Annotated in this window: 28 protein-coding genes; 10 read left to right on the top strand and 18 right to left on the bottom strand. The window is 43.4% G+C overall.

Going from position 1 to position 17,101, the window contains the following annotated elements:
- Positions 1-5: 5 nt before the first annotated feature.
- Together OC443_RS07825 and OC443_RS07820 are read right to left on the bottom strand one after the other, a co-directional pair.
- Positions 6-398, bottom strand: a complete 393-nt coding sequence (locus tag OC443_RS07825; RefSeq protein WP_073585253.1) for a YopX family protein — start codon at positions 396-398, stop codon at positions 6-8.
- 14 nt (positions 399-412) lie between these two features.
- Positions 413-559: a hypothetical protein gene (locus OC443_RS07820; RefSeq protein ID WP_200796962.1), complete on the bottom strand. Its 147-nt coding sequence runs from the start codon at positions 557-559 to the stop codon at positions 413-415.
- 139 nt (positions 560-698) lie between these two features.
- Between OC443_RS07820 and OC443_RS07815 the strand changes: the two genes are divergently transcribed.
- Positions 699-917 (top strand): hypothetical protein, encoded by a 219-nt coding sequence (locus OC443_RS07815; RefSeq protein ID WP_073585251.1) that lies wholly within the window; start codon positions 699-701, stop codon positions 915-917.
- 4 nt (positions 918-921) lie between these two features.
- On the opposite strand, the gene OC443_RS07810 is transcribed toward OC443_RS07815, so the two are convergent.
- The 6 genes from OC443_RS07810 to OC443_RS07785 all read right to left on the bottom strand — a co-directional run bounded on the left by OC443_RS07810 (position 922) and on the right by OC443_RS07785 (position 3,864).
- Positions 922-1,479 carry a heat-shock protein gene (locus OC443_RS07810; protein WP_073585249.1) on the bottom strand — a complete coding sequence of 186 codons (558 nt, stop codon included), beginning with the start codon at positions 1,477-1,479 and terminating at the stop codon, positions 922-924.
- 247 nt (positions 1,480-1,726) lie between these two features.
- The gene (locus OC443_RS07805) at positions 1,727-2,368 is read right to left on the bottom strand and encodes a tyrosine-type recombinase/integrase (protein WP_073585247.1); all 642 of its coding nucleotides are present in this window, start codon (positions 2,366-2,368) and stop codon (positions 1,727-1,729) included.
- A 446-nt stretch (positions 2,369-2,814) separates the two neighbouring features.
- Positions 2,815-3,006, bottom strand: coding sequence for a hypothetical protein (locus tag OC443_RS07800; RefSeq protein ID WP_143169386.1), 192 nt, complete (start codon positions 3,004-3,006; stop codon positions 2,815-2,817).
- Between the two features lie 47 nt (positions 3,007-3,053).
- Complete coding sequence (locus OC443_RS07795) at positions 3,054-3,266, bottom strand: hypothetical protein (protein WP_073585241.1); 213 nt, start codon at positions 3,264-3,266, stop codon at positions 3,054-3,056.
- Positions 3,266-3,448, bottom strand: a complete 183-nt coding sequence (locus OC443_RS07790; RefSeq protein WP_073585239.1) for a hypothetical protein — start codon at positions 3,446-3,448, stop codon at positions 3,266-3,268. The genes OC443_RS07795 and OC443_RS07790 overlap by 1 nt, the downstream gene beginning before the upstream one ends.
- Before the next feature lie 191 nt (positions 3,449-3,639).
- Positions 3,640-3,864, bottom strand: a complete 225-nt coding sequence (locus tag OC443_RS07785) for a hypothetical protein (protein WP_143169385.1) — start codon at positions 3,862-3,864, stop codon at positions 3,640-3,642.
- Between the two features lie 110 nt (positions 3,865-3,974).
- Here OC443_RS07785 and OC443_RS07780 point away from each other — a divergent pair, with 110 nt between their 5' ends.
- A complete protein-coding gene (locus OC443_RS07780) occupies positions 3,975-4,226 on the top strand; it encodes an ogr/Delta-like zinc finger family protein (protein WP_073585235.1) in 252 nt (83 codons plus the stop codon).
- Here the strand turns inward: OC443_RS07780 and OC443_RS07775 are convergent.
- Complete coding sequence (locus tag OC443_RS07775) at positions 4,212-4,454, bottom strand: hypothetical protein (RefSeq protein WP_073585233.1); 243 nt, start codon at positions 4,452-4,454, stop codon at positions 4,212-4,214. The genes OC443_RS07780 and OC443_RS07775 overlap by 15 nt on opposite strands.
- Positions 4,455-4,688: 234 nt before the next feature.
- Between OC443_RS07775 and OC443_RS07770 the strand changes: the two genes are divergently transcribed.
- A complete protein-coding gene (locus OC443_RS07770) occupies positions 4,689-5,075 on the top strand; it encodes a helix-turn-helix domain-containing protein (RefSeq protein ID WP_073585231.1) in 387 nt (128 codons plus the stop codon).
- Here OC443_RS07770 and OC443_RS07765 read toward each other — a convergent pair.
- Positions 5,033-7,594, bottom strand: coding sequence for a replication endonuclease (locus OC443_RS07765; protein WP_073585229.1), 2,562 nt, complete (start codon positions 7,592-7,594; stop codon positions 5,033-5,035). The two genes, OC443_RS07770 and OC443_RS07765, sit on opposite strands and share 43 nt — an antisense overlap.
- 131 nt (positions 7,595-7,725) lie before the next feature.
- Between OC443_RS07765 and OC443_RS07760 the strand changes: the two genes are divergently transcribed.
- Entirely contained in the window at positions 7,726-8,238 is a 513-nt protein-coding gene (locus OC443_RS07760) for a hypothetical protein (protein ID WP_073585227.1), read from the top strand.
- Between the two features lie 5 nt (positions 8,239-8,243).
- Here OC443_RS07760 and OC443_RS07755 read toward each other — a convergent pair whose 3' ends face one another.
- From OC443_RS07755 to OC443_RS07735, 5 genes are all read right to left on the bottom strand, one after another.
- Positions 8,244-8,468 carry a hypothetical protein gene (locus tag OC443_RS07755; RefSeq protein WP_073585225.1) on the bottom strand — a complete coding sequence of 75 codons (225 nt, stop codon included), beginning with the start codon at positions 8,466-8,468 and terminating at the stop codon, positions 8,244-8,246.
- A 3-nt stretch (positions 8,469-8,471) separates the two neighbouring features.
- Positions 8,472-8,864 carry a hypothetical protein gene (locus OC443_RS07750; RefSeq protein ID WP_073585223.1) on the bottom strand — a complete coding sequence of 131 codons (393 nt, stop codon included), beginning with the start codon at positions 8,862-8,864 and terminating at the stop codon, positions 8,472-8,474.
- A gap of 70 nt (positions 8,865-8,934) precedes the next feature.
- Entirely contained in the window at positions 8,935-9,267 is a 333-nt protein-coding gene (locus OC443_RS07745) for a hypothetical protein (RefSeq protein ID WP_073585221.1), read from the bottom strand.
- A gap of 12 nt (positions 9,268-9,279) precedes the next feature.
- Positions 9,280-9,819, bottom strand: a complete 540-nt coding sequence (locus OC443_RS07740; RefSeq protein WP_073585219.1) for a phage regulatory CII family protein — start codon at positions 9,817-9,819, stop codon at positions 9,280-9,282.
- Between the two features lie 51 nt (positions 9,820-9,870).
- Entirely contained in the window at positions 9,871-10,071 is a 201-nt protein-coding gene (locus tag OC443_RS07735; RefSeq protein ID WP_073585217.1) for a Rha family transcriptional regulator, read from the bottom strand.
- Between the two features lie 182 nt (positions 10,072-10,253).
- Between OC443_RS07735 and OC443_RS07730 the strand changes: the two genes are divergently transcribed.
- From OC443_RS07730 to OC443_RS07715, 4 genes are all read left to right on the top strand, one after another.
- Complete coding sequence (locus OC443_RS07730; protein WP_073585333.1) at positions 10,254-10,850, top strand: helix-turn-helix domain-containing protein; 597 nt, start codon at positions 10,254-10,256, stop codon at positions 10,848-10,850.
- A gap of 98 nt (positions 10,851-10,948) precedes the next feature.
- Positions 10,949-11,434: a hypothetical protein gene (locus tag OC443_RS07725; protein WP_073585215.1), complete on the top strand. Its 486-nt coding sequence runs from the start codon at positions 10,949-10,951 to the stop codon at positions 11,432-11,434.
- A 54-nt stretch (positions 11,435-11,488) separates the two neighbouring features.
- Positions 11,489-12,070, top strand: a complete 582-nt coding sequence (locus tag OC443_RS07720; RefSeq protein ID WP_073585213.1) for a hypothetical protein — start codon at positions 11,489-11,491, stop codon at positions 12,068-12,070.
- Positions 12,071-12,077: 7 nt separating this feature from the next.
- Positions 12,078-13,106, top strand: coding sequence for a phage integrase (locus tag OC443_RS07715; protein ID WP_073585211.1), 1,029 nt, complete (start codon positions 12,078-12,080; stop codon positions 13,104-13,106).
- Positions 13,107-13,197: 91 nt separating this feature from the next.
- Here OC443_RS07715 and OC443_RS07710 read toward each other — a convergent pair whose 3' ends face one another.
- Together OC443_RS07710 and OC443_RS07705 are read right to left on the bottom strand one after the other, a co-directional pair.
- Positions 13,198-13,641 (bottom strand): YcgN family cysteine cluster protein, encoded by a 444-nt coding sequence (locus tag OC443_RS07710; RefSeq protein ID WP_073585331.1) that lies wholly within the window; start codon positions 13,639-13,641, stop codon positions 13,198-13,200.
- A 96-nt stretch (positions 13,642-13,737) separates the two neighbouring features.
- Complete coding sequence (locus OC443_RS07705) at positions 13,738-14,079, bottom strand: winged helix-turn-helix transcriptional regulator (protein ID WP_234976433.1); 342 nt, start codon at positions 14,077-14,079, stop codon at positions 13,738-13,740.
- A 127-nt stretch (positions 14,080-14,206) separates the two neighbouring features.
- Between OC443_RS07705 and OC443_RS07700 the strand changes: the two genes are divergently transcribed.
- Together OC443_RS07700 and OC443_RS07695 are read left to right on the top strand one after the other, a co-directional pair.
- Positions 14,207-14,863, top strand: coding sequence for an NAD(P)H-dependent oxidoreductase (locus OC443_RS07700; protein ID WP_073585207.1), 657 nt, complete (start codon positions 14,207-14,209; stop codon positions 14,861-14,863).
- 178 nt (positions 14,864-15,041) lie between these two features.
- The gene (locus OC443_RS07695) at positions 15,042-15,290 is read left to right on the top strand and encodes a YkgJ family cysteine cluster protein (protein ID WP_073585205.1); all 249 of its coding nucleotides are present in this window, start codon (positions 15,042-15,044) and stop codon (positions 15,288-15,290) included.
- Positions 15,291-15,356: 66 nt separating this feature from the next.
- On the opposite strand, the gene OC443_RS07690 is transcribed toward OC443_RS07695, so the two are convergent.
- On the bottom strand, positions 15,357-17,090 hold the full coding sequence (locus tag OC443_RS07690; protein WP_073585329.1) for a methyl-accepting chemotaxis protein: 1,734 nt from the start codon (positions 17,088-17,090) through the stop codon (positions 15,357-15,359).
- Between the last annotated feature and the right edge of the window lie 11 nt (positions 17,091-17,101).

The following is a 17,101-nucleotide window of genomic DNA, read 5'->3' as shown; positions in this document are numbered from 1 at the left end:
CGTCCTTAAAATTTCATTTCATTCAGCTCAGGGTTTTCATATACATTGCCTATAACTCGCATATTACAAACCTCTCCATGTCGTCTGGCCCAGACGATATCCGTCATGTCGTATTCGCGCCCTTCAACGTCAATACATAACGCCGTACCATCTCGTTGAACAACAGTTGTGTATTCTTCAGAATCATCACATTCAGTCGCTGCAATAACATCACCTTCATATATTTCAACACCGACATCATCAGAAATTCCAGTAAATTGACGTTTGGCTATTACCTCAACTTCTGAGTATGGAAACCTATCTTCACCTGATGTCAGGCGGTCGAGAGTCGTGTGATGAGACGTTATTTCTGTTGAAAAGTCGGCATTGTGGCGTAACCACAGAATTTGGAATTTCATGATCCTTTCCGTCCTTAATCTTCGGTCAGGACAATGCTATTTTCAGAGACGATAGCCCCCGTAATGACCTGTCCGTTTTCTGTTCTCACTAATCCAAACTGCTCAGCCTGTTGAATTGCTTCTCTCAGGTTTTCAACTACTTGTTTGATTTCTTCGCTCATAGCCTTTCCATTTTAGATCTGTTTACCGTGTAAACATAGTACACCCCATTGTTTACCGTGTAAACATTATCAGGTATTATTTTGATTACCGTGTAAACTAATGTAGAATCCCGGCGCATTAAATCAGCGAGAAATGGCAATGGCACAGACAAAAGAAGAACGAAAACAGGCGATTGCTAAGGCGCGCAAAGCTCATCACGTGGCTCAGACTGCAAGCAAGAAGCGTATTGATGCCTATGTAAAAGAAGAAACAAAAGAGGGACTAAAAGAAATAAAACTCTTATCGGACGGTGTTAAAAATGAAGGGCAAGCCATTGATTTAGCTGTCCAAATCGCATTGGATACATTGAGAGAATGAAATTCTATTTTCTGTTTGCTGGTTCGGGTAACTTTTTTCCCCTCAATAGATTATGACAAATTGACCAAAAATTCACTTTTTTTACTTTTGACATTGGCTCTATCGGATATGCACTTTCTATATGGAAACGCATTTTCCCCCGCTCTTTCCATACACGATAAACAATTTGGTAATTAACCTCTTCTCCCGATCGATCTTGAATTTTGACACTGCAATATCGTCCGTAGCCACCGTGAAATAGAAACTGTTCTGGTAAGTTTTTTATAATTTCTGGCAATTGTTTTGATAATTCATAACGGGTTATATCAAAAATGCGGAGATCTGATGGATACTGGTAATACTCACACGCCCTAACTTTGGCATCGCTAACTGTTGGAGAACGGGTGAATGTATGATGTGAAAATGTAAAAAATAGAGTATAGGATTCTTGGCGCTCAGGATGATTGAATGTATGCTTTACTGCATCTAAATGATTAAATACGTATTCTTTTTCATCAAGATGAAATGGTTTCCACTGCTGAACGGCTGCATCAGGTAGATTAAAGAGGCGTTTCTTTGACATTCTATTGTGCATTTCCCCTGTGCCAGAAATAACAAAGGCTCCATCTAGGGAGCCTTCGCCAAGATAAATCTTGGATTCAGAACGTCATTACCGGGCACTGCCTCGACCAGACTTAACTGGTTACGCGATGTCATGTCAAAAAGACATGTCTGCTGCATCGATATACATATAATATAGTGAACTTAACTATATTAATGTGACACCAGTCACAAAAATAAAATCCATTATGTGCCAAGTAAACACATATTCAAAACGCATTCCTTGCAATATCACCCATACTAATTGGGTCAGTCGTCAGCAATTTCTGAGTAGTTTCAAGGGTTTTATTGCCCAACATATAGTGAATATGAGCAATATCATACCCCTGCCGATGCAACGTTACCGCAAACGTTCGACGGCCAGATAAGATACTGGGCGACTCAATGCCAGCATTCTGCATCAACATCTTCAAATGACGATTTAGAGCGTCACAACGATATGTATCATTCCCTCGTTTGGTTTTGGTTCGGACAATAGAAAATGGTTTGCTCTGGTATGAGAAAAAAAGTGCATCATCAGGGTCTAATCCCAGATACTGATCAGGGTTATCGCCTAACCCTATTCTGTTTTTCACCCGATAATCAATATACCTGTTCGTGTAATCGCATAATTTGGGATTTGTGAGATAAACAACACGTTCATTACCTCTCACATCAAAGCGTTTGGATAATTTACCTGATTTCTTCAATACATCTTTTAGCTGTATGCGGTTAATTTCAAGTGTTGTACATGCAGAACCAAAGAAGAACGCCAATAGTGCTGCATCACGTTCTGGTTGAGTGCTATTCAATTCAGTGACCTTAAATAACCAGTCACGTTTAGCCTTGTCTATAAATGGAGGTAAAGCCATTGTCGTTATAATCCTATATATCCAGAAAATAACGACATTATCAAAAAATGAGAGTCACTGAAATGAAAGGAATTTTACATTTTTAATGGCTTCTAAAAGCCTTAACTAAAAGGCTTTCACGGAAAGTTTCATGCTATAGCCTCCGGATTAAAAAAAAATTGCATTACCACACAACAATGATACAATCTGTGATGAACTTCACAAAAAAGGGGAAATACAAATGAAGATTCAATCATGTGGTTACTTCGGAGATGAGCGAGGCAATACCCATCAAGTGTTTAAGCGCGTTAAGCAGGTTGTGTACCCCCTGCTCAAAGGGGGGCAAATAATCAGGGACGTCAGATGCGGTTTCGTCACGGCAGAGGGCATCGTAAATGATAACGGCGATGGTACGTTTTCAACATTAGATGGTGAGGTTCTGAAGCCGATATAAGTTTCACGGAAAGTTACTGGTGTTCTTTTATCCATTTTTCGCAGGCATCACGCGAGCCAGAAAACCGGACAGGGCCATTCGTTTTATACGATGGATCTTTCGGGTGAGGAATGAGTTCAACCACATCAAACACCGTTTTACTGACCATCCGGCCATGTGTGCCGGGTGTTTTCTGCGGGATAATGTCAAATTTTATATTCATCATTGCCTCTTTTTGTTTTATGCAATATTGTTGTTCTATTATATTTCCCGTTAATCTTGGTTGGTCATCGCAATCGCATTAGTTAGATCATCAATAATGCATTGAACCGAGTAGTCAGTACCCGAGCCTCTTAATGCTCTATCAATAGATGACTTGGTAGGAGCCACGCCTTTGAAGTCGTTGATTATCCTTTCAGCCTTGCGGACACTACCTGCTTTTTTGACCAGCTTAATGAGCTGGTCAGTGCGTTCTTGTGATGCCATTATTCAGTATCTTCCTTTATCTCTTTAATAGCTGTTTCAATCTGCTCGCGCCACTCATCTTCAGTCAGGTTCCACACTTTCATGTCCGACTCATCAGCACCGGTTTGAAGAGCATTTTCTAACTCTTCAATTGAGTTCATGTTGTAACAAGCTTCTGCAAAAGTACCTTCTTGAATTGCCATAGTAATCACCATCTTAGTTTTGGTATCAGCACCATTGCCTCAACCTTTGAATTTATTATATGTCCCGATTCGGGACAATGCAACGAAAAATATTCAGGGTTTTGAACTATGAGACGCTTATCACATTTTAATGTTCTCGTTCTGAGTGTTGTCATGATAATCGTATAGCCGGGCAGGGTTTCACGGAAAGCTTAAATATAGTTTGCATATCCCTGCAAAATGATTTGATGCGATTCTTTGAGTTTTTTCATTGCCTTGTAAATTCCCTGCTTTGTTACTCCGGCTTTGTGTGCGGCCAGTCTATAAGACCAACCCTGGTTGTTACAAAGCCTGACAGCGGTTCTCATTTTTTCATTCATTTCCCGCTCTGAACTGAGCATCAGGAGAGTTTCTAATTGTCGCTCTGAAAATTCCATATGTGTAATACTCTACAGTATGACAAAAATTCAATTTACCATAGGAACTGTACAAAAATACAGTAATTATTTATGATGGGGTTGTCAGTTGAGTTTGTGAGTATTCAGTTATGAGAGTTATCTGTCCGGAATGCGGTCAAAAAGCATGTATTCAAAAATCGAATCGAATCACAGCGCGGCATGCTGATTTATATTGCTGTTGTTGTGATCCGGAATGTGGCCATACGTTCGTGATGAATCTGTCATACAGCCACACGCTGTCCCCCTCCGCAAAAACCACAAATCAAATGGTTTTGAATTTATGTAAAGCTCTGCCGCCGGAAACCCGCGCAGAACTTCAGCATGAATTATCGATGTTGTGATGATTCTGATGCCATCGCCATGATTGACGCAGCTAAATCATAGGTTTCTGCGGAATATGAATATAGACCGCCCGTGTTTGCCAATAATAAACCCGCAATGTATGCACCCGCCTGGGCTGTGCATTTCTGATCATCAGAGTGACAATGTGCCGTTACTCCATCAACTATAATTTCAAATGCCATTTTGATGACCTGACGTCGTTCTGTTTCATCAAGACTACGCAGCATTTTACCTCCACTTACAATTATCATAGCCAAAAACTTTTTATATTTTTCTGTTATTGCGTAAAGTATTAATATTACATATGTATATAAGCCGTTATATTTGAGCAATAACTCTAAGAATCATACATAAAACTGAAACATTGTTGTTGATATTTTCAACTATTTTTTAATTTCTAGTCAGCATTGGCGTATTTCCCGTATTAATTAGTCAGCTTTGACATATGAGGCCGTATTGATATGCCAAACAATAACGAGATTACGCATCGTACCAACGCCATTTCATCATTTTTTGCCCAGATGAGGATAAAAAAGCATCTCACTCAGGAAGAAATCGCATCAGCGACTGGGATAGGGAAATCTTCGTATCAACGATTTGAGGAGCAAAAACGAGACCCACGACTAAGCGAGATACTACTGCTGATGCAATTTCATGATATTGCATTGCTGGACATGGCCGTCTATGAATTAAAAAACAGGAAAACAATGAAACAACTCAACGACTGGGATTTGGTATCCGCAATAAATTCAATGCCCGATGATGTAAAACACGCATTGATAGATTTGATTTTCCAGATACTGCCTCACGTCAACGGCCAGTCCGATAACTCAGATGACTCAGACTGAAGACGACAATCATCAGACTCTGGCATCAATAGTTTATTAAATCCGTCAAAATCCAGCCAGAGCGTATCATCAGGTTCAGTTTTGACCTCAACAAGCTGCGCTGGCCTGATGTTTCCGTGTTCGTCCCGCTCTGCCGGGCGGATTCTCATCATTCTGTTGTCATCTATCTGCACCGTTCTGCCACTGACCAGGGCATTTTGCATATCCGGGGGAATATCCGGATGGCGTTTATCCGGTTCAAATATCCGTTTTAGCTGATCGCTGATCTGTTCTCCGGCTGGCTCCGTACAGTTATTGACAGAACTCCAAGAGGCGGCAGAGCCGCCGGTTTGGGTCGCTTCGCTCCCGGTGCATTCTTCAGATTCAGAGCGTTTCTTAAACGTTACAACACGCTGTTTGAATTTCCATGTTTTCGGGTTTGACGTAGGTTTTTCATACTCATAATGAATCTCTCGTATCAAATCTGATGATGTTGATTTAGGGACAATTGTCCAACGCTTCTGACGAGTTTGAATAATGGATTCCGGTGTCTGGAATCCATCTATTTTCCGGACGGTTTCACCGTGTGGTGATGCAAACGGCAGTTCCTGATAAACATTGGTAATCAGCAAATCATCACGCCGTACGAACGGACCGCCCTGCCCCATGATATAACCGCGCCAGTTGCCATGATCAGCCGATTTCATGGTACCTGCAATACTTGCGTTATCCGTTTTAATACGGGACTCAAAATTCGCAGAAATGATTTCTATCAGTTCAAGATTAGTCATCAAACGGGCCGGTTTTACTGGCCCGGTTAACCGGTAGTTAAGCATGTTGTACATACCGATGAGATCTGAGCGTTCCTGCATGAAAACATATTCCATGAACACTTTTTTGTTCTGACTGGCAAAACGGCGCAGTTCACGATACGTCGTGACCGGCGCACCCCCGAAAAACTGAAACTGACGAATATTCCACCGGGATTTCCAGGCGCCGACATGCCGGGCCATCTCCTGAACCGGCGTACCAGTTTCATCTGAAATGTCATCGTCCATTGCAAAGCCGTCAATATTTTTCGAAATGTATTTAGCGATATAGCCGGTGGCTGTTCCTTTCTCCGGGTCGATAAACCCAAAGTCACAGCGCGGCTTATAGTTGAATGGACCATGCAGGACTTTTTCCTTTATTTTCGGATACAGCTCTTCTTTATCTTCTGCGACTGCATATAAAATGAATATCCGCCTCACAGCCTCTACATCTTCAGGTTTTACCCAGATCAGCAAATGCCAGTGTGGTGTACCGTCATGATGAGGCTCAGCCACCCGAACACCAAACCAGCGGATCTCATCCCTGCCCAGCTTTGCCCGGATACGCTGCCAAACATTATTTAAGTAAGATTGTGCAGCTCTTGGACTGGCTCCGTTCCAGTGGCTAATGAACCCACCTTTTTTATAATGATTGTGATATTTTGATGGCGTTGTCAGAGTGAGAAAAAGCCCCTGAAGCCCCAATTCATTGCCGATGTCCTCACAGCCCCGGCAACGGACCATCAATTCATGACGGCGAATCGCCGGATTGGATACGCTTTTTAACACCATATCAGCCAAATCCGCCACGTCTCCGGTCTCTTCATCAAAGAGCTGTCCTTGTTTGATATAATTCCAGTTCCTTCTATCCTGCTCTTTATACTCTTTGACACAATCCCAGCTTGCATAAGGTGACGCTTTTGCAGAAACCTGCCCCATGGCGATCGCCAGATGTTCACGCATAATTTTGCGAATGCGGGTCAGTTGCCCCTGCCACCATGTTTCACTGATGATTTTTGAAATATCCTGTGTGGCAGACAGTGCCGATTGCTTTTTATATTTTTGAGGCGGGTTGATACCGAATGACTTTGCGAATTCAGCCAGATGGTTATATCCCTCAACTTCAGGAATATACTGGTAACCTTTCGGCATTCTTTTAACTATTTTCTTAATGGTTTTCTCGTCATAACTGGCAACTTTAAAAGCAACCTCCTGAAAACGCATATTCATAAGCTGAGAAATTTTGAAAGCCATGTTCTTGATTTCATCTGGTTCCAGCTCTGCAATGATGCGGTTCCTGACCGGTTTTGAATGCCTTCCAGCCTGGTCAAAATCGAATTTTTTCTGTGGTGAAAAATTTCTTTGCTCAGTGTCGTCATATTGTTCACTGAGCAAAGAAATTTTTTGTGTTGTGGGAAGTGTATTGTACTGGCGTAAAACCATACGCACGCGATCACGGGCTGGTTCCATGCGTTCACGCAAGAACTTGTTTGCAGCTGCACGGCCTTTTGATTTAAAAATTTGTTTGTATTTATTAGCGAAGTATTTCAGCAAATAAACAGGCAGATCGCTGAAATACTTATTTTTAGTACGCCAGTCATGATCAAGAGGATTGATCTTATATAAATCCCGTTCGATAAAGTTTTGATTATCGGGTTCAGTTTCTGTGGGCTGGTACCCATGGGGAATACAGGCGATGTGTTCATCAATCGGTTCAAGTGTCCTTTCCATTAGAAAACCCCGTAACGTGGGGTTAGGCGACCAGTTGCGCACATGGCAGGCGGTGCTATGATGAAGTTCCCCAACACCAACACGCACAAAGAGGACAATATTTGTGAAACAACAAACCTGGAATGACAACGATGACCGAGACAAATTTCACCAACGCCCCAAACCCACACCAAAACCAAAAGGCTGATTTCAGTATCTTTGATGTTCATTACTCTGCCCGGATGGAGCAATACAACGCAATTTTCTACCGTCGCTTCGATAACTTGCTGACGATTGTTCAACTGATTCTTGGATCCAGTATTGCCTTTCAACTGAGCAATAATATGGTGACTGGCTTTCTGATGGTTGCGATCAGCATGTTTGTATTTACGATTAAACCTGCTCAGGTTTCGGCTAAATCGGATATTCAATATCATTGTTATTTACCTCTGATCACAAGCCAACTTTCAGAAGAAGAACTGCACACCCGTTTTCTTGAGATACAGAAACGAGACAGCAATGTGATTCTTTCTCTGAGTAACATCGCGTTTATCCGGGCGGGTCTTGAGAAAGAGCTTGATGTCAGTCAGGAAAAGCTCTCTGTCAAAGAGTGGGTTCTTGCCCGGTTTATCGGTGAAACCCTGAAAATGAAGAACAATGAGTAAACGGCTCAGGCCGTTTCTAACTCTTGTTCTGTTACCAACAAATAACCGCTCTGCCCCCTGCCCCGACTCATCACCCCTTTACACAGGTGATGACACTTCAGTTCTGAACATGCGGCATCAATCGCGGCATCCATAGAATCGAAATCGCCAACCGGAACAGTGGCGATTTCATTTGTTTTATTCAGGATCACGCCCCCTTTAGGGCATAACTGAATGGCTGCAAATAGCATGATTCAGCCCTGAGCCGCTTCACGCGCAGCAATAATGATTTCAGTCAGATCGCTTTCTGCCTCTAATAATTTGGGCAATGCGTCATCTGAAATCGGGATGGCCTGAAAATAGACCATGGCTTCTTTGTGTGTGACAGTATCGGCAAATGCCCGGACTTCGAATTCTTTAGCGACTGGATTAAACCGGGTGTAAATATCCAGCAGGTCAGTGTTTTGCATCGCTAACACATTGATTGAATGCACGATGTCAAAAACATCTCTGTTACTGATGACATCGCTGGTTGTGATCAACGTATCAACCGGATTGGACGGTGTGACTTTTTTCAGATGAGGTAACAGGCGGTTCAGGTTGTGATTAATGCTATCGAGCCGGGAATTTAAGTTTGCAACTGACATATTGAAATCCTCAGATTTTGGTAAAAAAAAGCCCTCCCTCAGGAGGGCAAAGGTTCAACGTTGGCTAGGATTAAACTGGTTGTTGGAAGTGGCGGTATTTGAGCTGGCGCGGGTCGCCGACTTTATGCTCAAGTGATAATTGAAGGGATTTTAAAAAACACATACCTTCACGGATGCGCTGTTTTTCAAGATGGTCAAATTCATCAAACGAGCGATCAAGATGTTCCTCCGGTTTCAAACCGGAAGCGATTAATAACACCCCGCGCTGTTTTGTATCTAATCGTGAAAAATTATCTGCAATCTGGTTGCGTGTAACGGTCCCGGTCAGCATTGCACGAATTCGGGCAATGCTTTCTTCGGCCGGCGGCGGTGTTTGTTCTTGTACAATAGCCAACTGATTCATAATTTTTATCCTCTATGACAGTCCGGGAATCGGCGTACCGTTGATAATGAAATCGGTCGCCATTCCAAACAGCGGTGATACTCCGGATGTTTTGTTTTCAATATCACTGATGAGTAGCACTAAATTACTGATGCCCAATTGTGCTTTTTGAATCAGCGATTGTTTGTTTGTGCGGGAAAGGCGGTGGTCATGACCATGCTCAAGCGCCCAGGCGGACAACTCGCCAGCATTCGCACTGTGTTTGAAAAGACGGCTTAATATCGTTTCTGCTTCTTCCGCTCCCTCAAGGGGAGCCGTGACCACATTAAGCCCAAGTAAAAGACAATTGATTAACGTGTAATTACCGCTCACTTTAGAAATTGCGATGAGTTCAACCGGCTTTAGTACATGTGGCTGTTCAGGATTCAGCTTATTTCGCAGCATTCCCGGCTTCATTCCAAGTGCACGGGCGATTTGCTCCATGTTTTCGGAACTCGCAAACGAACAACATGCCTCATCAAATGACTTTTGTTTGGACTCACAAAATCCGTACATTGAGTTATTTATGTTCATGACGAATACTCAAATAAAGAAGAAAGAGACGTAAATAAATAGTTAGCAGATTCAAACCTGTTGTTCCGCTGATCGCTCAAAGAGTTTCACCAGATTGATCAGCACTGAACTTGATTTGCCTTTCTTCTCAAGCATAGGGATTTCACCGCGTTTAATTGCACGGTCAAGTGAAGCTGAAGACCAACCAGTACGACGGAGAAACTCTTTTTTAGTGCAAAAAGGTGCGTCTACCGCTATTTGAATAGTTGCCATAAGTGGTATCCTGTTCGTTTGAGATTAAATGATGGTTATTGAGTGGAATTGATAAATCATCATCTTGTTTAAGATAAACTTACGATCATTTTCTTTCATTTGCAAGATTTAATATCAATAAATAAAAGAAAATCCTCATTTGGGCAGAAGTTTGTCATTTGAAATAACTAATGAGTACTTATATGAGTAGAATTGAAGCCAAAGTTCCTCCATTTGAATATTTGACAGGAAAAAACTTTACAGGGAAGCTGAAAGATGTCACTGGATGTAAGACATATGAGTTAATGAGTGACTACTACGGAATACCTAGCTCTACATTCTCAACATGGCATCATCACAAAAGAACAGGCTTTGAGTTGATCGTCAGAGAACATCTTCATTCTGGCGCTTCTGTCCGCTACCTAGCTTTGGGAGAAGGTGAACCCTTTGAAGTCACAAATACCGGAAACGAGTTTATCAGTTATCGAATTGTGAATGGCTCACTGGAAAAACATGGAAAAGTTTTACTGGATCAGACCACATTAACAAAATTTGGCCTGATAGCATCAGCAACTGAGGTGATAGAGGATGATAACGGTATTTATTACATCAATAAAGAATCTGAAGATCCGGTAACCGGTGACTATCTGATTGATATTGATGGACGGGTCTCTATCAATTATCTACAGAGACTCCCCGGTAAAAAGATTGCAATCGCATTCGGAAATTCAACGATAGAAGTTGCAGAAGATGAAATAAAAGTTATTGGCCGGGTTGCAATGGAAATGAAGAAGAAATAAGCATCAATATACATCATGTTTTATCTATATCAATTTTATATCAATGTGATTTTTGTTAAAGTTTGACTTCTTTTTTACACTTGGTTCAGGAAGTTAATATGAAAAATCGGTTGTTAAGAGCGGCGTTGTTAGCTGTAGCAATAACAGCAACGCTGTCTGGTTGTTCAGGTGAAGCGACATCATTTGAAGTCAATGATGTTTCTGTCTCTGATTTTCCTTATACGATGAATTCAAAACCAGCCGTTGATATTACGATAAAACAAGATGAACATAATTTTTGTTCAGTCACCTTACTGCGTTCAGATATAGCACAAAGCTTTAATGCAACGTTAGAACACAAATCAACTGGTCGTATTGGTGCAAGCTGCAATATTGACGGTAATACATTCATCCTGTCTTCCAAACATCCAACAAAAGCATCTGTCCTGATCGATTCACTGGATAAAGCCGGTAAACAAGCAAAAATCCACGTATCTCTAAAACTGGTCAATGTCAAAACACTTAAAGACTATTTCATTCTTGATGATATCGAAATACATTTTTCTGGCAAGCAGGTTATCAACTTAATAACAATGCCAAAGTAAAGAAGTCATACACTTTGGTGGGAATTTATCACCATCACAATCAGGATAATAAAAATGAGCGATAAAAAAGTTAGTATTGGGTTAGGTATAGGAATTGTACTAATTCCCCTCATATTTTCATGGTTCACATTAAGAAAAGGGTATTCAGGAAAAGCAAAAATCATTTCTTTTAGCTGGTTAGCCATCTCAATTCTTGTCGTCTCTCTCGCCCCTCCGCCAGAAAAACCAGTTGCTGAAGAGAATATTGTTTCATCAACAACTCAACAGGTTAGTTCTAAATCACAGGAACCACTCAAAACTGTAGTTGAAAAAGTTGAGCCGCAAAAGTGGTATGAAGGTGGGGAAGTACGGGGCAAAACAGCTTTAGATTGGCAAAAAGCCACATATAATCAAAAGTTAGTGACCGCAGCAGGATTGTACCAAGCTCTTTATAATGCTCATAAATTAGCTCCATCAGTCTCATCAAAAATCAACAGTGTGGATGATTTGCGACCTTATGCTGAATCTCTGGTCACAGCATTGGATACATCTTTCGAAGAGAAAGAAGATCCACAAGAGAATAAACAAATGTTTACTAATCAAAAAATAAATGACACATCTATTATTCTTATGATGATGCAAGGTCATTTGAAATAATAAGAGAATGTCAGTAAGAAAACTCGAAGACGGAAATAAAAAGCCCTGGCTCTGTGATGTTTACCCACAGGGCCGCAAAGGAAAACGGGTTCGCAAACGCTTTGCCACAAAAGGCGAAGCGCTTGCTTATGAAAAGTTCGTTTTAAAAGAAGTCGATGATAAACCATGGCTTGGTGAAAAATCTCAACACCGTAGCCTAATGGATATGATTGATCTCTGGCAGGAACGGCACGGTCAGTCACTGACACATTCAAAGTACACCTACAATAAACTTAAAGTCATAGCATTAGGCATGGGCGACCCGCTCTATCAAAAGCTGACCGCCAAAATGTTTACTGAGTTTCGTGCGGCACGCTTAGCGGGAGAAATTGCAGACTTAAACGGGCGTAAAGTCGCGGTAACTTTTCGCACCTGTAATAACGAGCAGGACTTACTCAATGCAGTCATTGTTGAACTTATCCGGATGGAGGAGTGGAAAGGAACAAATCCTCTGGCTGCTGTTCGCCAGTTTAAACTACATGAAACTGAAATGGAGTTTTTGACTGTAGACGAGATGGAAAAACTGATCACAGCCGCAGAAGCACATGAATTTCACGATGACGTGCAAAAAATTATTAAGCTCTGTCTGGCAACAGGCGGCCGGTTCAAAGAGACTGCAAGTCTGACCGGAGCACAACTGACTAAATACAAAGTCACCTTTACCCATACAAAAGGGAAAAAGAACCGCTCAGTACCCATCAGCCCCGAGCTTTACGAAGAGATTTATAAAGAAGGTTCCGGGCCATTATTCAGCATTGGATATACAACTATTTATCGTTTCATCATCAAACATGTTCCCCGCCTGAAACAGCAAGCCGCACACGTCTTACGCCATACATTTGCATCATACTATATGATGAATGGCGGAAACATTATTGCCCTTCAACGCATCTTAGGCCACAGTGACATAAAACAGACGATGCGCTATGCCCACCTTGCACCAGATCACCTGGAAGATGTCGTCACAAAAAACCCGCTGACCAACCTAAAAAAATGACTACAATGTGACTACAAAATTTCTTAATATAGATAAATATTGATGATTATTGATAAACGGGGTAGCTCACACCCTTTGATACGCCTTGATATCACCGATTCTCACGAGGATGATTCAAAATATGATCTTCCCAGTCCACCACATCAATCTCATACACCACCTTGCCGCGCACACTCTCACCGGCCGCATGCATGGCGGATTTGGAGCCGGTGATCAGCGGGTGCCATGCCGGTAATTCATCACCGGCGGCCAGCAGGCGGTAGGCGCAGGTGTCCGGCAGCCAGTGGAATTCATCAATTTTATCCCGGGTCAGTTTCAGGCACTCTTCGCCGGACTCAAACCGGTTCGGATAATCTTTACAGGCGCAGGTTTTACTGTTCAGCAAGCTACAGGCAACATTGGTGTAATAGACGTCATCCGTTTCTTCATCCATCAGTTTATGCAGGCAACACTTGCCACAGCCATCACACAGGGATTCCCATTCCTGTTCGCTCATTTGTTCCAGTGTTTTGGTCTGCCAGAATGGTGCTGTCATGATGTGCTGCCCTGAATAAAGGTTGAAGAAGATAAATGTACCGGACACGCTTTATACCTGCCCGCAGGCCAACATTCAAGCGCAATCTCCGGCCAGTTACATGTCATGCGTCTCAACCCAGTTTTTCAGCGTTTCCAAAAAATCTAATGCCGTCCTGCCCAGGGGAGTCAGTTCATAAGACACCGCAATGGGCCGGTCATTAATCACCGTGCGGATAACCAGATTCTGCGCTTCCATCTCTTTGAGCCGCTGGTCAATCATCTTCTTACTGGCACCGCTGATCATCCGGCACAAGGCATTAAAGCGCAGCGGTCCGTCTTTCAGATGCCACAGAATCGTACCTTTCCACTTACTGCCCAGCAGCCGCATTCCCCGTTCAATAGAACACGGCGAAGGACAGCCCGATGGGGTTTGCCGGTTTCCGGCTTCTGTCGTCATATTCATTTCCCCTAATTACAACAAGGTTACTAAAAGTATACTGGTTGACTTTTGTTTCCTGATAATACAAAAATACCGCCGTATTTTGCAATACGTGTACGAAACCATATCAAACAGAGAGAGTTTTATGACACACGCCATTATTGAAGACCTGACACAGCGCTATACCGCGAAAAAATATAATCCGGCTAAAAAAGTTTCCCCGGAAGATCTCCATGTGTTGCTTGAGGCACTGCGTTTATCCGCTTCCTCCATCAATTCCCAGCCCTGGAAGTTTGTTGTGATTGAATCGGAGGCAGCAAAGCAGAAAATGCATGATTCATTTGCTGAAAAATTTCAGTTTAATCAACCTCATATCAAAGCCTGCTCTCATATCATTTTGTTTGCCAACAAAATTAAATACACCCCGGAAGATTATGATGTCGTGATTAACCAAAATATCGCCGATAACCGGATATCGCAGGAAAGCCGGGCCCTGATGGCCGGTGCTTACAGCTTTGTGGAAAGTAATCTGGATGCACAGGGCCATCATACCGAATGGACGCGGGCCCAGACTTATATCGCACTGGGGAACGCACTGCACACCCTCGCCCGGCTGAAAATTGATTCCACCACCATGGAAGGCATTGACGGTGAATTACTGAAAACCCTCTTTGCACAAGAGCTCGCTGGCTACGACTGCCATGTCGCGCTGGCGATTGGTTATCATGATGATGAAGGTGACTATAACCTCAATCAACCCAAGTCACGGCTTGCAGCTGAGCAGGTGATTACGGTGGTTTAACTCTGCACCTGCGGATATCAGATAACTTTATCCCCGGACAACCTGAAGATGCGGGTTATCCGGGGATATCTTCTCTGGTAAAAGTGGTTTATTTTTCCACATCAACCTACAATTTCTGCTAAAATCCGCGGCCTGCGGTTCCCCGCTCATCTGCTTACCCGATTCTCAGAGGATTATTATGGACTGCCGTACCGGCTGTGGTGCCTGCTGTATTGCGCCAAGTATCTCGTCATCAATTCCCGGCATGCCGGATGGCAAACCGGCCGGGGTACGCTGTATTCAGCTCAATGAAAACAACCTGTGCAAGCTGTTTGGCAAACCGGAACGGCCAAAGGTCTGCCTGAGTTTTCAGCCCTGTCCGGATGTCTGCGGCAACACCAATCAGGTAGCGCTGGATAATTTAATTGCGCTGGAGCAGATGACCTGAAGCCAGTAAAAAAGCCCACCGCTGCACAACCGCCGGCTTGGGATGCAGCATACCGCCGCTTCCGGATTAAATTTTAAACCGCCCGACTACAGCCGTCAGCCCTTTTGAGGTTTTGCTTAATTCGGTACTCACCTCGGTGGTTTGAGCTGCATGGCTGTTCAGCGCGCGCACCATCTCCTGAATCGCCACCATATTGCGGCTGACTTCGGCAGCAACATGGCTTTGCTCCTGTGCTGACGTCGCCATCAGTGTGTTGAGGTCATTAATTTCACTGACTGAGTCCGTCACAATATTCAGGGAATCCATGACTTTATTGGTATTTTCGGCCGTGTCTTCACACCGGTGATGGGTAGATTCCATCTCAGCCACCACATTGTCCGCGGCAGTGTTGAGCTTATCCAGCATCTCACCGATCTGCGAGGTACTCTGCTGCGTCCGCCCGGCAAGCGCCCGCACTTCATCGGCAACCACCGCAAAACCACGTCCCTGCTCTCCGGCACGGGCCGCTTCAATGGCCGCATTTAAAGCCAGTAAATTGGTCTGTTCAGCAATGTCACCAATCACTTCCAGCACCGAACCAATCTGCTGCGTATCCCGGTTCATGGTATGAATGGTGTCAGACATCGACTCCACCTGACTCACCAGCGCATTGACACTTGCCACCGCATCGCCCACCGTCTGCTTCGAATCTTCCGCATACTGGCTGGTTTTCTCAGTCAGTGCGGCGGTATCACCGGCACTTTGTTCGACCGAACCGGCAGAAGCACTCAGTTCTTCAATCGCAGTAATCGCCTGCTCAGTTTCTATCGTGTGTTGTTCCAGCGTCCGGACATTAGACTCCGCCTGCCGGGTCAGCTGGTGTACCGCAACATCGATTCCGCCGGAAGTGTCTGAGACTTCACGGAACATCGATTGCAGCTTTTCAATAAACAAATTGATCGAATGAGAAATCTGACCAATTTCATCCTGTGTTTCCACCGCCAGACGCCGGGACAAATCGCCACTGCCCTGCGACAGATGGTGCACCAGTGAACTGAGGCGCAGTAAAGGACGGAAAGCAAAATGCAGAAATATAATACTCAGTCCAATCACCAGCACGGCACAAATCAGCAAGCCCAGCGTAATCTTATTATTCAGAACATCGGTATTTTGCTGAATCTCATCCTGATCGATATAGCCGGTCAGTTGCCAGGTTTGTCCGCCAAACTGAATATTTTCCCGGACCGGTAGTAAATGATCGCCCGATTTATCGGAGTAAATCGTCGTATTTCCCACCTTCAGCTCAGCATAACTGCCGTCCAGCGTATAAGTTTGAATCACATCCGCCAGGTAGCTCAAATCAAGCACAAAAAAGTCAACGCTGTCATCCACATGGCGGACAGAAAACATCAGTGTCTGCTTCCCATTATTTTCCGTCACCGGGCTAATCACCAGCCCTTCCGGATGATTTTCTGCCTGTTGGATCAGAGGGGCGGCATCCGCCTCATCCATGGCGCCTTCCGAATTGAAAGCATAACCATTGAGTACTTTCACCACATCAGAAAAACCGGATTTCTTCTGCGCATCGGCGATATCCATCATGCTGAAATTCAGATTATTGACCAGAGCAATTTTGCCGTTCAGCTCAGTGCTCAGCTTTTTCTGCAACAGCTGAACATTATGTTTGATATATTGAGAATCAGCCCGGGAAATATAATGGCTGATAAAGTAATTCACACTCAGATATGAAACCAGAATGGTGGTAAAGATGGCTGCAATAATTAATGCCACGACCTTCTTCTTAAAGGACAGTTTAAACATACACTTTATAT

This window comes from Vibrio quintilis, from assembly GCF_024529975.1.
GTDB classification, from domain to species: domain Bacteria; phylum Pseudomonadota; class Gammaproteobacteria; order Enterobacterales; family Vibrionaceae; genus Vibrio; species Vibrio quintilis.
Note: the sequence above shows the minus strand (reverse complement) of the source record. Positions and strands in the feature narration are given on the sequence as shown.

Excerpts from the sequence above, each read along its gene's own strand:
- OC443_RS07825 (WP_073585253.1), bottom strand. The coding sequence starts at position 398 with ATGAAATTCCAAATTCTGTGGTTACGCCACAATGCCGACTTTTCAACA.
- OC443_RS07820 (WP_200796962.1), bottom strand. The coding sequence starts at position 559 with ATGAGCGAAGAAATCAAACAAGTAGTTGAAAACCTGAGAGAAGCAATT.
- OC443_RS07815 (WP_073585251.1), top strand. The coding sequence starts at position 699 with ATGGCACAGACAAAAGAAGAACGAAAACAGGCGATTGCTAAGGCGCGC.
- OC443_RS07810 (WP_073585249.1), bottom strand. The coding sequence starts at position 1,479 with ATGTCAAAGAAACGCCTCTTTAATCTACCTGATGCAGCCGTTCAGCAG.
- OC443_RS07805 (WP_073585247.1), bottom strand. The coding sequence starts at position 2,368 with ATGGCTTTACCTCCATTTATAGACAAGGCTAAACGTGACTGGTTATTT.
- OC443_RS07800 (WP_143169386.1), bottom strand. The coding sequence starts at position 3,006 with ATGATGAATATAAAATTTGACATTATCCCGCAGAAAACACCCGGCACA.
- OC443_RS07795 (WP_073585241.1), bottom strand. The coding sequence starts at position 3,266 with ATGGCATCACAAGAACGCACTGACCAGCTCATTAAGCTGGTCAAAAAA.
- OC443_RS07790 (WP_073585239.1), bottom strand. The coding sequence starts at position 3,448 with ATGGCAATTCAAGAAGGTACTTTTGCAGAAGCTTGTTACAACATGAAC.
- OC443_RS07785 (WP_143169385.1), bottom strand. The coding sequence starts at position 3,864 with ATGGAATTTTCAGAGCGACAATTAGAAACTCTCCTGATGCTCAGTTCA.
- OC443_RS07780 (WP_073585235.1), top strand. The coding sequence starts at position 3,975 with ATGAGAGTTATCTGTCCGGAATGCGGTCAAAAAGCATGTATTCAAAAA.
- OC443_RS07775 (WP_073585233.1), bottom strand. The coding sequence starts at position 4,454 with ATGCTGCGTAGTCTTGATGAAACAGAACGACGTCAGGTCATCAAAATG.
- OC443_RS07770 (WP_073585231.1), top strand. The coding sequence starts at position 4,689 with ATGCCAAACAATAACGAGATTACGCATCGTACCAACGCCATTTCATCA.
- OC443_RS07765 (WP_073585229.1), bottom strand. The coding sequence starts at position 7,594 with ATGGAAAGGACACTTGAACCGATTGATGAACACATCGCCTGTATTCCC.
- OC443_RS07760 (WP_073585227.1), top strand. The coding sequence starts at position 7,726 with ATGACCGAGACAAATTTCACCAACGCCCCAAACCCACACCAAAACCAA.
- OC443_RS07755 (WP_073585225.1), bottom strand. The coding sequence starts at position 8,468 with ATGCTATTTGCAGCCATTCAGTTATGCCCTAAAGGGGGCGTGATCCTG.
- OC443_RS07750 (WP_073585223.1), bottom strand. The coding sequence starts at position 8,864 with ATGTCAGTTGCAAACTTAAATTCCCGGCTCGATAGCATTAATCACAAC.
- OC443_RS07745 (WP_073585221.1), bottom strand. The coding sequence starts at position 9,267 with ATGAATCAGTTGGCTATTGTACAAGAACAAACACCGCCGCCGGCCGAA.
- OC443_RS07740 (WP_073585219.1), bottom strand. The coding sequence starts at position 9,819 with ATGAACATAAATAACTCAATGTACGGATTTTGTGAGTCCAAACAAAAG.
- OC443_RS07735 (WP_073585217.1), bottom strand. The coding sequence starts at position 10,071 with ATGGCAACTATTCAAATAGCGGTAGACGCACCTTTTTGCACTAAAAAA.
- OC443_RS07730 (WP_073585333.1), top strand. The coding sequence starts at position 10,254 with ATGAGTAGAATTGAAGCCAAAGTTCCTCCATTTGAATATTTGACAGGA.
- OC443_RS07725 (WP_073585215.1), top strand. The coding sequence starts at position 10,949 with ATGAAAAATCGGTTGTTAAGAGCGGCGTTGTTAGCTGTAGCAATAACA.
- OC443_RS07720 (WP_073585213.1), top strand. The coding sequence starts at position 11,489 with ATGAGCGATAAAAAAGTTAGTATTGGGTTAGGTATAGGAATTGTACTA.
- OC443_RS07715 (WP_073585211.1), top strand. The coding sequence starts at position 12,078 with ATGTCAGTAAGAAAACTCGAAGACGGAAATAAAAAGCCCTGGCTCTGT.
- OC443_RS07710 (WP_073585331.1), bottom strand. The coding sequence starts at position 13,641 with ATGACAGCACCATTCTGGCAGACCAAAACACTGGAACAAATGAGCGAA.
- OC443_RS07705 (WP_234976433.1), bottom strand. The coding sequence starts at position 14,079 with ATGACGACAGAAGCCGGAAACCGGCAAACCCCATCGGGCTGTCCTTCG.
- OC443_RS07700 (WP_073585207.1), top strand. The coding sequence starts at position 14,207 with ATGACACACGCCATTATTGAAGACCTGACACAGCGCTATACCGCGAAA.
- OC443_RS07695 (WP_073585205.1), top strand. The coding sequence starts at position 15,042 with ATGGACTGCCGTACCGGCTGTGGTGCCTGCTGTATTGCGCCAAGTATC.
- OC443_RS07690 (WP_073585329.1), bottom strand. The coding sequence starts at position 17,090 with ATGTTTAAACTGTCCTTTAAGAAGAAGGTCGTGGCATTAATTATTGCA.